The organism is Nitrosomonas nitrosa (genome assembly GCF_003051105.1).
Lineage (GTDB): Bacteria > Pseudomonadota > Gammaproteobacteria > Burkholderiales > Nitrosomonadaceae > Nitrosomonas > Nitrosomonas nitrosa.
Window position 1 is genome coordinate 81,113 of record NZ_QAOO01000007.1, and the last position, 13,017, is coordinate 94,129.

The following is a 13,017-nucleotide window of genomic DNA, read 5'->3' on the forward strand; positions in this document are numbered from 1 at the left end:
CCGGATGTGTTGATTGACAGAAAATAAAGCGAGCCATTCTTACATGAATAGCAATGCACGGCAAAATAATTCGCTACGATGATCCGTAACGAATTATTTTGTTGAAAGCTAAAGAAATGGAGCCCGAGGGCTCCATTCATTACTCAGCTGATGTCACGTTGATCTTCTTGGGTTGCACAGATTCTCGTTTAGGAATCGTGATTTCCAGCACACCATGTTTAGAAACGGCCGATATTGCTTCCGGATTTGCTGTATCGGGTAGGCTAAAGCGGCGATAAAATGAACCAAAGGTTCTTTCTACTCGCTTATATCCCTCTTTTTCTGTTTTCGCCTCGGTTTTTTTCTCACCTTTGATCGTCAATACGCCATTTTCCATGCTAATATCGATTTCTTCTGGCTTAACTCCAGCCAAATCGGCATACAAAACAAACTTATCGGGCTCTTCTTTGATATCAACTGCCGGCGCCCACTCCGCAGTCGCTGAAGAACCTTCTCGGACTACATCGCCTCGCATTTGTTCCAATTCTTTTTGAAGTTGGGTTAACAAACCCCAAGGTTCATATCGTGTAATTGCCATAACTACCTCCATGTTAAATAATAGGCTTCTCTTGAGTACAACCTCATGAGGAAACCTTTATAACTTCTCCTCAGGAAAACCCTTCGATTAAGTGGTAAAGGATTATGGCAGTAATATAGGATCACTGATCCTGTTTTCAACTTATATTCAATAAAAACTTATAGTGATCGATTGAATAAAGAGCTCATATGATCATGCACAGCGCTCAGGGCACTAATTGATAGAAAATCTGGTCTATTTCTAAAAAGACCTGTCATAAAGCGTTATGATGCGAATAAAGTATCAATATGTTGTAGCGATTCAAGCATAATTTTTCAGCCACTATGGAGAATTACCGATGTTCAAAAAACCTCGTACCAACCGTGTATTATCCATTCCCCTATTTATTCTGGGTGGCTTACTCATCTTATTTGCACCCGAGAATGCATGGATCGGGACGATCCTTCTAGGCCTTGGCCTGGGTGTGGAAATTGTCGCATTGATAGTCAATCACCGTAAATAAAGCTCGATGTCATTATTCTATGTTCAAGTAATCGAAGCCCTGGACACACGGGAACAATTACTGCCCTATCCCAACCAGTCTCCGATGACGACCCTCGCTCCGTCTAATCTCCAGTCCCTTCCTGATCATTGCTGCTTCAAAATCACAAAAGCGCTCTGCCGTCATTCCGCATTTTTTCCATAACCCCTGCAAATAGGCGAGCACATCATCAGGATCACCGTTCCAGTTATCCGGAAAATAACCGAGTATCTGCGCCGCCTTAAGCGCAAGGGGTGACAGCGGGGGATTTGCTTTTATCCATCTCCCACGTAGCTCTCGTAAAAAAATATTGACTGTTACCTTACCCACTCCCTTGCCTAGATCCATGATACGTTGCTCTAGATCCCGATCATCTGTAGCTGCAGCATGTAGCTCATTAAGATTGCCTGCATAGTCCTTTAGTAAAGCATGATTGACATCAAGTAGCTTGGTCGCAGTTTTATAGTCATATCGTACATAGCCTCCTTGATCTAGCAAACTGACCAACTTGTCCCAGCCCCTCTCAATCATCCGTTTTGGTGTGAGTATGTCATTCTTCGCAAATACATGCCAAGTACGCGTAGCAACACTTCCAGAAATAGGCGCACCATAAAGTAAAGACGCAACAAACCATTTGTAAACTTCATGGGTGTTTAAGCTATCTAAATTGATTCCAAGCTTCGCAGCATAGCTTCCTCCCATTTGAGTCACCAAGGCCGGTGGGGATAAATGATTGCTCATTTCATGAGCTCTCTTGATTCAGCATCAATTACTTTGAGATAGATATCACTTTTTTCTATTTGCTTGTAGATGCACCATAAAAGCAATATTCTTTTCATACCTTGATCCGCTGGTCAGTGATCGAAACTGATTGGTTATTTGCACAGAGAGGAAATAACATGAAATATTACCGTGAATCTTATCTAGGAAATGCCGACCGCCCTCGTTTCTTCCCTCAGATAGCGCTTATTGCGCTAATGATTGCACTTTTCGCCTGTTTCATCCAGACAACCCGCGCCGAGGATAACACTTCATCAATTAATAAGGAGAAGACAATGGCACTCACCCTGACATCCCCTTCTTTCACTCATGATGGTATGATTCCGACCCTATATACCTGTGATGGCCAAGATATTTCCCCGGCACTTTCCTGGTCGGGAGTTCCCGATCATGCTAAAAGCCTGGTACTGATTGTCGATGATCCCGACGCTCCCGACCCTAATGCACCTAAAATGACATGGGTGCACTGGGTTCTTTATAACATTCCTGCACACGTCAACGAATTGCCCGAAAACATCGCAGGAAACAAACTACCAACGGGTACCTTACAGGGTATTAACGATTGGAAGCGTACTGGATATGGTGGACCTTGCCCCCCATTGGTGTGCACCGCTATTTCCACAAATTATATGCTCTGGATGTTGTCTTACCTGATTTAAAACATCCGACCAAATCTGAGCTTGAAGCTGCTATGCAAGGCCACATTATTACACAAACAGAATTAATCGGACGTTATCACCGCCATTCGCAGGAAACCGATTAATTTATATAGCGCACCTTATACAGACTATGCTGCTTATCTTTCCGAAAAAGCGCATAAATAATCTATAAGAATAATGCTCTGCGCCTTGCTCCACCGATACCCTACTCATGCTGACATCGTGCTTCTTATGAATAGGGTATTGTCAATTTTCCCTAATCAATGTACCCACCCCTTCATCTGTCAGAATTTCCAATAACAATGCATGTACTACGCGCCCATCGATGATATGGCAAGACTTAACACCATTTTTTACCGCATCCAATGCTGAGCTAATCTTGGGTAACATCCCGCCGGAAATAGTCCCATCTGCAAACAGCTCATCGACCCGACTTGCTGTCAACCCTGTTAATAAATTACCATGTTTATCGAGCACACCAGGCGTGTTAGTCAGGAGTATTAATTTTTCAGCCCTCAGAATTTCAGCTAGCTTGCCAGCAACCAAATCCGCATTGATGTTGTATGACTGACCATCTTCACCCACACCGATTGGCGCTATCACCGGAATAAAATCACGTGTATCGAGCAATGCTATCAGCGAGGGGTCTATTCGCTCAATTTCACCTACTTGACCGATATTGATCCATTCCCCCGCCCTCTCTTTATCTTGTATGAGCATTTTCCTAGCTCGAATAAATGCACCATCTTTGCCAGTCAGGCCAACAGCCTGACCACCATGACGGTTAATAAGATTTACGATATCCTTATTCACCAGCCCGCCCAGCACCATCTCGACGACATCCATGGTTTCAGCATCAGTAACGCGCATTCCTTGAATAAAAACCCCTTCTTTCCCTACGCGCTTTAACATCCGATCTATCTGCGGTCCACCACCATGCACGATCACAGGGTTCATACCAACGAGCTTCAATAAAACGACATCACGAGCAAAACCCTGTTTGAGCTCTTCTTCTATCATTGCATTCCCCCCATATTTGATTACGATGGTTTTATTGTGGAAACGCCGGATATAGGGAAGTGCCTCAGCGAGGATTTTAGCTTTTTCTTTTGCAGTAGAAGGAGATAGCGTCATTTTTATCTAAATGTGAACAGTTTAAATTAAATATTTCCAGCAATATCAAGTTATGATTGCCAATTAGTCAATATTAGGCTGATTTACACTTCTTTCGTACCAAATTATTGGTGATACGATTCCGTTTCAACGCTATTTTACTGTAAGATCAAAAATGAATTTACTCATACCAAAAATGAAACGCATGAAATATAAAAATCTTTTGTTACTTGTATTGCCTTTTCTTATCCTATCTGGATGCGTGCCGCTTGCTGTAACCGGTGTGGGTGTCGGTGCTGGGACGGGAGCACTCATGAGCGAGGATCGCCGCACCACAGGAATTTTTATTGAAGATCAAGCGATTGAACTTAAAACAAGCAGGCGGATCCACGAACAACTCGAACGCAATGTTCGTATCAATGTCACCAGTTTTAATCGCAATGTGCTCTTGACAGGAGAAGCTCCCAATGAATCCATGAAGATGGAAGCCGAGAAGCTCGCTATGAGCATCGATAATGTTCGTAATGTTTTCAATGAAATTGAAATAGCTGAAAGAACTGCACTTTCTGCACGAACGAATGATTCTCTGATTACATCAAAGGTGAAAGGGCGTTTTCTTAGCCAAAGAAAATTTCAAATAAACTATATCAAAGTGGTTACCGAGAATAGCGTTGTCTATTTACTCGGGCTCGTTACCCGTGAAGAGGCGGATGATGCAGCTCAAATAGCGAGCACAACAGCCGGAGTAAGGAAAGTTGTCAAGGTATTCGAATATCTTAACTAGTTTCAGTTGAATGCTACCGATCGATTTTATAACTCAGCTCCATACGCTACTTCCTCCCGAGCGGATTTATACTGATCCGGTAGAATGCTATAGCTACGCATACGATAATAGTAGAAAAATTTTCCCACCTGAGGCGGTTGTTTTTCCACTTACTATCGAGGAAATTCAAGCAATTACGGTACTTTGCAATGCCCACAATATCCCTCTAACCCCACGCGGACGTGGAACAGGCACATCGGGAGGTAGTCTCCCCGAAAAAGGCGGGGTTGCATTATCACTTGAGCGCATGGTAAGGATCATCCAAGTTGATCTAGCGAACAGGGTTATCGTTGCCGAGCCCGGCGTACTCAATCAAGAGATTCAAGAGGCTGTCAAGCCTGCCGGTTTTTTTTGGCCACCCGATCCATCAAGCGCAGGCTTCTCTACTATTGGAGGAAATCTCGCCACCAGCGCGGGGGGGCCTCATGCTGTAAAATACGGCACCACACGAGATCATGTATTAGGATTAAAGGCAGTAACCGGCGCGGGGATACCCATTAAAACGGGCTGTTACACGACAAAAGGTGTAGTTGGTTACGACCTCACACGATTGCTCATTGGATCTGAAGGCACGCTTGCGATCATTGTAGAAGCAACCCTTAAACTAACACCCTTGCCCGAGAAGCTGGGCGGTTTAGTCGCGCATTACCGAGATTCCATCAGCTGCGCAGCCGCAATCGTGTCGATCATGGGGATTTCCAAGGGGCCCAGCGCCTTAGAATTCCTTGATGCAGGCGCTTTAAATCTGATACGAAATCGTTTCCCAGATTTACTGCCTGCACACTCCCAGGCAATGCTGATGATCGAAGTTGACGGATCACAACACGATATTTCTGAAATCTCGCAAACTATTCTAGCCGCTTGCCGCAACCCAGGTCTGCTACATGCAGAACAAACCACTGACACAGCACATTTATGGAAAGCTCGAAAAGCGTTATCACCACTGCTACGCGACATTGCGCCGAAGAAAATCAATGAGGATATCGTGGTCCCCGTAAATACATTACCACAATTTCTAGATCAGCTCGCATCACTCACTCGTCACTATCAAATAGCGAATGTCAACTTTGGGCATGCCGGTAACGGTAACATTCATGTCAATCTTCTTATCGATCCAGATAACAAGGAGGAAAGCATCCGGGCGGAAAAATGCTTGAATGAAATTTTTGACCTCGTTATCAATCTTAACGGTACGTTGTCGGGCGAACATGGTGTTGGAAGCGAGAAACGTGCTTATATTCATAAAGAAATCGATCCTCCCACGCTTACCATCATGAAAGGTATTAAGCAGTTATTCGATCCTAACAATATCCTTAATCCAGGAAAATTATTTCCTTAACAAGCTCAACAAAAAACCCCGTTATTAAAACGGGGTTTTTTGTTTTAGTTACTACTGATTGGGTGACTAAAAATAAAAATAATGGTCAACAAGCAGAACTACGAATAGTAGTGCCAGATAAAGAATTGAATATCTAAAGGTGGTTCGTGCTATTTGATCGCTATAGTTGCGGTAAATTTGCAAAGCATAGTAGAAGAAAATAGCATTAAGCACGATCGAGCCACCCAGATAAATCAAACCACTCATTTGAGAAATATAAGGTAGCAATGTCACTACACAAAGGATGATGGTATACAACAACACATGTAACCGTGTGAAATGATCACCATGCGTAACCGGTAACATAGGCATACCTATCTGTGCGTATTCGGTTTTCCTGTAAAGAGCCAGCGCCCAGAAATGAGGAGGGGTCCATGCAAAAATGATCAAAAACAACAGTAACGCATCGGAGGAAATCTCACCGGTTACGGCAGCCCATCCTAAAACCGGGGGCATTGCGCCTGACGCACCACCAATAACAATATTTTGTGGTGTCAAAGGCTTAAGTATCACAGTATAGATGATAGCATAGCCTACAAAGGTTCCAAGGGTGAGCCACATGGTCAAAGGGTTGACCCATTGATGAAGGATAAATAACCCTAGTCCTCCTACCAACCCTAAGAAGAATAGTGTCTCGGGGACACTTACTTTTCCTTGAGGTAGCGGGCGACCGCGTGTACGTGCCATAACTGCATCAAATTTGTGTTCAACAAGACAATTCAAAGCAGCAGCAGCACCCGCAACCAGCGCTATCCCAACTGTTCCAAATATCAGTTTGTCGAAAGGAACGGCGCCGGGAACAGCAAGAAACATACCGATCACAGCGGTAAATACTATCAATGACACAACGCGGGGTTTAGTAAGTCGATAGAATTGATTTATTCTCGACGTAGTTTGCCGCCATACTAAATCAGCGCTCATTGTAATTTAACCTCCTAATTATCGTATTAAGTCTTTATTCTTATGATTAGCCTACTTATCCAGTAAGCACGATGTACTTGTCGCTCTCATCAGGATATTATCTAAACTCAATGCTCGAAATGAGATAGCTTGAGTAATAATTTCAAATCATCAGAAATCTTTTTGGGTTCGGGATCTCGCGGGTATCTCATCATTAAATTTCCCATTGGATCAACCACATAAATGTGATCTCGTTGTGAAGATTGGGCTGGAAATTCACTCAGAAGATCACTATCTTTAGCGCTCAACAGAATAGTGCCTTCATATTCTTCTTTAATCTCTTGTTTAGGCAGCGATTGATCATCGATAAGCCATACTCGTTCTATACGGTCTTTCTCAGTGTTTTGCACCAAACGTATTTGCCTCATCAGATAAAGCTTTTTTTGGCAGTATTCATCACAGCTTCCAGAATCTATCGTGATCAATGACCACTTTCCTCTTAATTGCTTCGGCCGAAAGATTGCGTTATTCTCGATATCGTGCGCTTGCCCTTGCAATGCTTTGACTTCTAGCAATTCACCATAATTGACGGTTCCTTCTGGGCGTATTTGTAATACGTGAAATAGATATGATGCAATGACTGGAGACAACATGAGTAGCATCAATAAAATCAGTTTAATTCTATTTTTCCGAACTGTTTCGTTTGACATTTAATATCAGAAATATAATGCTTAGGGTTAAGGCAAAGAAAAACCATTGAAATGCGTAGCCAATATTTTTCGATGCGCCTGAATCGGATTGCGCCCACTGACGAATCAATCCATCTTCTATCCGATTATCCTGCTGTAGCAGCAATACTGGGTGTAACGGAAGACCGGTTTTTTCTTTGTACAGATCAAAATCCAGGCTCACCCACAGATTACCTGATACCACTTCATCCGTGAGCTGTATCGCCCGAACCATTGGCGAAGCTACGATACCTGATATAACCACCTCTTCATCAGGAAAAAAAATTTCGGGCAGATTTAATCTGTCACCTCCTGAAGCTACCCATCCACGATTTACTAAAACGTGAAATTCGCCATTCCGCATCTTCAACGGTGCTAAGATTTCATATCCGACCCTGCCTTGATAAATTTTATTATCAAGGTAAATCGCGTGTTCTTTTATAAAATGCCCACGCACCTCTACCTGCCTATGCAAAAAATCTTCAAGCTTAATTGGTGAGGATGGCAACGTAACGATGGGTTCTTGAGCATACTGTGCAATTTTTTCATGGCGATCTATTTTTTCATTCGCCCGCGATAACTGCCAGATTCCCAATCTTACAAAAATAGCTACAAAAACCAATGTAAGTATGACTGTCCACCATCGTGGCCTAAATTGATAGCTCATTTTAATTGCTGAATGCAGCTCTGCATTCGTAACAATATTAGCCGCTTGTTCAATTCAGCGTAGGCCACTTTATTATTCTAGACCCCGAATCTTTAGTTTCAATATAAAAGCCCAAGGGTCTAGAAATAATTTCCAACAGTGTTTATACGCTTATACCAAATAAACAAATATAAACAGACCTAACCAGACCACATCAACAAAGTGCCAGTACCATGCTACCCCTTCGAAACCGAAATGATGCTCTGGTTTGAAGTGGCCAGCCGCACATCTGAAATAGATAACTATCAGCATGATGGTACCAATCGTCACATGAAAACCATGGAATCCTGTCAACATAAAGAATGTCGAACCATAAGCGCCTGAGGTCAATTTGAGGTTGAGATCCGCATACGCATGACCATACTCATAAATCTGAAAGCCGAGAAATACCACACCCAGCGCAATGGTTGCAAGCAGCCATAGCTTGAGCGCTTCCCGTCTATTTTCTTTTAACGCCCAATGTGCCAAGGTTACCGTTACACCGGAGGAAAGTAATAAGAATGTGTTAATGGCCGGTATACCCCATGCTCCCATCGGGGTAAATTGTTCAGTGATACCTGGCCCAGCTGTTGGCCATCCACCCGCGAAATCAGGCCAAAGCAGATCATGCTCTGCATCGGCAAGCCATGGGATGGACAACGCACGCATATAAAAGAGTGCACCGAAGAAAGCAGCAAAGAACGCGACTTCTGAAAATATAAACCAGCTCATTCCCCAACGGAATGATTTATCTTCCTGTGCTCCATATTTGCCGCTTTCGCTCTCTCTTGCAACTTCACCAAACCAACCAAACAACATATAAATGAGAATAGCGAAACCTATAGCCAGAGACCAATAGCCTACTGGCATTTTATTCATGGTAAATACAGCGCCAAATCCCAAGAAGAAAAGCGCTGACGATCCTACTATAGGCCACTTAGATGGCGCAGGCACATAATAATGACCCGTTCCTTGACTCATACCAATTCTCCTGATTTTCTATAATGAATTAATGTGTAACTAATCTAACTACTAGCAATATGGTTAATACAAAAATTGCGCCGCCAATAAGTCCGCCAATGATAATTTGATGCGGCCTTATCATCTTTGCATCCTGATCGAGATCACTCTTTTTTCGTATGCCTAGAAATGACCAAAAAACAGCTTTTGCCACTTGCCAGGTAGATGCCTTCTCCGTTGATTGTTGCTGATTGTTCATATCCTCGCACTTTTTATTCCCTACTTCCCTGTCTCCAACGAAAAGAAAGTATATGAAATTGTTACAGTACCGATATCAGCAGGTAATTGCGGATCAATCACAAATTTAACCGGCATCTGCCTAACCTCACCCGGCTCAAGAGTCTGCTTTGTAAAACAAAAACATTCAAATTTCTTTAAGTGTTTCTCTAAGAAACGCGGGCTATAGCTTGGTATAGCCTGAGCACTTAGCTTATGATCTGAATCATTTCTGATTTCATACATTATTTCTATTGATTCACCAGGATGTATCTTTGCGTTAGATTGTAGCGGCCTAAACTGCCAAGGTAAGCCGCGTACATTCGCATCGAATTCCAAAGCGATTAAGCGTGTCGTATCTACTTTGATATTTTTATCAACTGTATCCGGTTGTAGCAAATTATTGATCCCGGTCACTTCACAAAACTTTTCATACATAGGAACAAGTGCGTAACCAAAACCAAACATTACCACTGTAAAAATCAACAGTTTCTTTAGCATTGTTAAATTGGTCTTAGTTACGCTCTGTGTCATTGTTTTATCAGTACCGTTAAAAAATAAACTACTATCACCATGAGTAATAATAAAAAAGCAGTCCTCACTTTTTTACGCTTTAGTTCTTTTTCTTTATCACCATCTTGCGACATATTCAACGTTCACTTTTATTATTTAAGCACCGGAGGTGTTTCAAAGCTGTGATATGGCGCTGGTGAAGGTAATGCTGTCCACTCAAGTGTGGTAGCACCTTCCCATTGTTTATCAGCCGCTTTCTCACCACTGCGGATACATTTAATGACGATATACAAGAACAATAATTGCGTTAACCCGAATCCAAATGCACCAATACTAGAAATCATATTGAAATCAGCAAATTGCAATGAATAATCAGGAATTCTACGCGGCATTCCAGCTAATCCGAGGAAATGCTGCACAAAGAATGCCATGTTAAAGAAGATCATTGACAACCAGAAATGGAGCTTGCCCAATTTCTCGTCATACATACGACCAGTCCATTTTGGTAACCAGTAGTAAACGGCACCAAAGATAGAGAACAATGCACCTGATACTAGAACGTAATGGAAGTGTGCAATTACGTAATAGGTATCTTGGACTTGAATATCGATAGGTACGATTGCGCAAATCACACCACTAAAACCGCCAATTACGAACAGGAAGATAAATCCAATTGCAAATAACATTGGCGTTTCAAATGTCATCGACCCCCGCCACATGGTGGCTGTCCAGTTAAAAACTTTCACACCGGTTGGCACAGCAATTAACATAGTCGCATACATGAAAAACAGCTGCCCTACTGTTGGCATGCCCACAGTAAACATGTGATGCGCCCAAACTACACATGAAAGAATCGCAATTGAAGCCGTGGCATATACCATCGATGAGTAGCCAAACAATGGTTTACGAGCAAATGTCGGGATGATTTCCGAAACAATACCGAATGCAGGCAAAATCATGATATAGACTTCAGGATGACCAAAGAACCAGAAGATATGCTGAAACAATACCGGATCACCACCGCCTGCCGCGTTGAAAAAGCTCGTACCGAAATGCCGATCGGTCAGAAGCATCGTTACGACGCCCGCTAGTACAGGCATCGCCAGCACGAGCAAGTACGCTGTGATTAACCATGTCCAAACAAACAAAGGCATTTTCATCAATGTCATGCCTGGCGCACGCATGTTAAGAATCGTTGTAATGATGTTGATTGCACCCATAATTGAAGAAGCCCCCAATATATGAATAGCAAAAATCATCATATCTACACCTATTCCACCTTGAGTCGAAAGCGGAGGATAAAATGTCCAACCACCTGCTGCTGCACCACCTGGCACGAAAAATGACGATACCAATAGCAAGCCTGCTACCGGCAGCAACCAGAAGCTCCAGTTGTTCATACGGGCAAAAGCCATATCTGGCGCCCCAACCATCAAAGGTACCTGCCAGTTAGCCAACCCTACAAATGCTGGCATAATGGCACCAAACACCATGATCAGCCCGTGAAGCGTAGTGAATGAATTGAATAACTCTGGTTCCAAAATCTGGATGCCTGGCATAAACAATTCTGCGCGAATTCCCATCGCGAGAAAACCACCCACCAAAAACATGGAAAAACTGAACCATAGATACATTGTGCCTATATCTTTGTGATTGGTTGCGGCTACCCAGCGCATTATCCCAGTGGGATGATGATCATGATGACCGTGCACATCTTGAACTACTGCCATGATTATTTCTCCTTAATACTTACTTCATTATTTTTTTGAATTTACGACTCTCGAAATCAGAATTTCAATTCTCTACTGCAGCCGTGGTTACAACACCCGCAGTAGCCTTTTTCTTTTCAGCAACCCATTCTGCATATTTGTCTTGCTCCATAACCTCAACTACTATCGGCATATACCCATGATCTTTACCACACAACTCTGCACAATTGCCACGATATATGCCAGGCTTCTCCGCAGTAAACCATGCGTCACGGATAAACCCAGGAATCGCATCCTGCTTGACCCCGAAAGCTGGCACCCACCATGCATGGATTACATCGTTAGCCGTGGTGATTATTCGAATTTTCTTACCGACAGGTACAACTAAATTATTATCTACTTCCAGTAAGTAATTCTCACCCTTGGGTTCTTTGTTCCGCATTTGAGCCGGTGGAGTAGATAATTTACTATAGAAACTAATCCCCTCCCCCTCACCCTGGAGATAATCATAACCCCATAACCACTGATAACCTGTCGCCTTGATGGTGATATCAGGTTCAGAAGTATCTTTCATTGCAATCACTGTTTTGGTAGCTGGCCATGCCATTGCAATCAAGATCAAAACCGGGATTGTCGTCCAGATAATCTCTACAGCTGTGCTGTGATGAAAATTTGCCGCTTTATATCCCAATGATTTCCGATGTTTCAGAATCGAATAAAACATCACTCCGAAAACAGCTATAAAAATTGCCAAACAAATCCATAGCAACATAATATGCTGATCATAGATATCCCTAGCAATAACAGACTGCGGCTCCTGAAAATTATATTTACTGGAAAACGCCATGCCTGAGTAAAAAGCAAGAGTGATTGACCCTACTAGGGCCGCTACTGATTTACTGCTCATATTTCCCCCCACATTAATTACTAACCTTATCTAATTTCGTGTACTAAAAAATACGACCATATGATTTGTAAATAAGCAGCATTCACCACGAATTTACAAACCGCTCCAAAATCTATAATTTCTATTCTTTTCTTGATAGCTTTTGGCATTACTTAACTGCCAATATTACTGGCAGGAATTCTAGCATGTCAGATTTGCTCTAACAAGGGAAAATCATGATTTTTATAGAAAAATTCCCCTATTTTGAATGTGGTATTTTTCAAATTTAGCGATCACTCGATAAAAAAATATTCAATTTACGAGGTTAGCTGATGAATTTTTTTACCTATTTTTTGTTAAGAAACTGACGATGAAATGAAGATAAAAAAGTAATCTCAGAGATCGATCAAATTGCAGCGCAGAATCTCATATGATAAAAAATTTGATTAGCTTGTGCACGTGGATCGACTATCAAACAAAGCACGATGCCGCAACCATGCAACCCTATTT

General features: G+C 42.4%; 14 protein-coding genes and 1 pseudogene. 4 read left to right on the forward strand and 11 right to left on the reverse strand.

Annotation, left to right across the window (positions count from 1 at the left end):
* Positions 1–139: 139 nt before the first annotated feature.
* A complete protein-coding gene (locus C8R30_RS05310) occupies positions 140–577 on the reverse strand; it encodes an Hsp20/alpha crystallin family protein (protein ID WP_090667633.1) in 438 nt (145 codons plus the stop codon).
* A gap of 337 nt (positions 578–914) precedes the next feature.
* On the opposite strand from C8R30_RS05310, the gene C8R30_RS15825 reads away from it, so the two are divergent.
* A complete protein-coding gene (locus C8R30_RS15825) occupies positions 915–1,079 on the forward strand; it encodes a hypothetical protein (RefSeq protein ID WP_177182302.1) in 165 nt (54 codons plus the stop codon).
* A 57-nt stretch (positions 1,080–1,136) separates the two neighbouring features.
* On the opposite strand, the gene C8R30_RS05315 is transcribed toward C8R30_RS15825, so the two are convergent.
* Complete coding sequence (locus tag C8R30_RS05315) at positions 1,137–1,838, reverse strand: hypothetical protein (protein ID WP_090667636.1); 702 nt, start codon at positions 1,836–1,838, stop codon at positions 1,137–1,139.
* Positions 1,839–2,194: 356 nt separating this feature from the next.
* Between C8R30_RS05315 and C8R30_RS05320 the strand changes: the two are divergent.
* A pseudogene (locus C8R30_RS05320) lies at positions 2,195–2,640 on the forward strand (YbhB/YbcL family Raf kinase inhibitor-like protein).
* A 142-nt stretch (positions 2,641–2,782) separates the two neighbouring features.
* Here C8R30_RS05320 and argB read toward each other — a convergent pair.
* Positions 2,783–3,670, reverse strand: coding sequence for an acetylglutamate kinase (argB, locus tag C8R30_RS05325; RefSeq protein WP_090667642.1), 888 nt, complete (start codon positions 3,668–3,670; stop codon positions 2,783–2,785).
* Between the two features lie 184 nt (positions 3,671–3,854).
* Between argB and C8R30_RS05330 the strand changes: the two genes are divergently transcribed.
* Together C8R30_RS05330 and C8R30_RS05335 are read left to right on the forward strand one after the other, a co-directional pair.
* On the forward strand, positions 3,855–4,433 hold the full coding sequence (locus C8R30_RS05330; RefSeq protein WP_090667645.1) for a BON domain-containing protein: 579 nt from the start codon (positions 3,855–3,857) through the stop codon (positions 4,431–4,433).
* Positions 4,434–4,443: 10 nt separating this feature from the next.
* Positions 4,444–5,811: an FAD-binding oxidoreductase gene (locus C8R30_RS05335; RefSeq protein WP_107789712.1), complete on the forward strand. Its 1,368-nt coding sequence runs from the start codon at positions 4,444–4,446 to the stop codon at positions 5,809–5,811.
* A gap of 66 nt (positions 5,812–5,877) precedes the next feature.
* Here C8R30_RS05335 and cyoE read toward each other — a convergent pair whose 3' ends face one another.
* From cyoE to coxB, 8 genes are all read right to left on the reverse strand, one after another.
* Entirely contained in the window at positions 5,878–6,771 is an 894-nt protein-coding gene (gene cyoE / locus C8R30_RS05340; RefSeq protein ID WP_090667649.1) for a heme o synthase, read from the reverse strand.
* Between the two features lie 107 nt (positions 6,772–6,878).
* Positions 6,879–7,460 carry a hypothetical protein gene (locus tag C8R30_RS05345; RefSeq protein ID WP_090667653.1) on the reverse strand — a complete coding sequence of 194 codons (582 nt, stop codon included), beginning with the start codon at positions 7,458–7,460 and terminating at the stop codon, positions 6,879–6,881.
* A complete protein-coding gene (locus C8R30_RS05350; RefSeq protein ID WP_258191946.1) occupies positions 7,432–8,100 on the reverse strand; it encodes an SURF1 family protein in 669 nt (222 codons plus the stop codon). The genes C8R30_RS05345 and C8R30_RS05350 overlap by 29 nt, the downstream gene beginning before the upstream one ends.
* Before the next feature lie 195 nt (positions 8,101–8,295).
* Entirely contained in the window at positions 8,296–9,144 is an 849-nt protein-coding gene (locus C8R30_RS05355; protein ID WP_107783817.1) for a cytochrome c oxidase subunit 3, read from the reverse strand.
* Between the two features lie 28 nt (positions 9,145–9,172).
* A complete protein-coding gene (locus C8R30_RS05360; RefSeq protein WP_107783818.1) occupies positions 9,173–9,382 on the reverse strand; it encodes a DUF2970 domain-containing protein in 210 nt (69 codons plus the stop codon).
* A gap of 20 nt (positions 9,383–9,402) precedes the next feature.
* Complete coding sequence (locus tag C8R30_RS05365) at positions 9,403–9,933, reverse strand: cytochrome c oxidase assembly protein (protein WP_107789714.1); 531 nt, start codon at positions 9,931–9,933, stop codon at positions 9,403–9,405.
* Between the two features lie 131 nt (positions 9,934–10,064).
* Positions 10,065–11,642 carry a cytochrome c oxidase subunit I gene (gene ctaD, locus C8R30_RS05370; RefSeq protein WP_107783820.1) on the reverse strand — a complete coding sequence of 526 codons (1,578 nt, stop codon included), beginning with the start codon at positions 11,640–11,642 and terminating at the stop codon, positions 10,065–10,067.
* A 64-nt stretch (positions 11,643–11,706) separates the two neighbouring features.
* Positions 11,707–12,528: a cytochrome c oxidase subunit II gene (gene coxB, locus C8R30_RS05375; RefSeq protein ID WP_107783821.1), complete on the reverse strand. Its 822-nt coding sequence runs from the start codon at positions 12,526–12,528 to the stop codon at positions 11,707–11,709.
* Between the last annotated feature and the right edge of the window lie 489 nt (positions 12,529–13,017).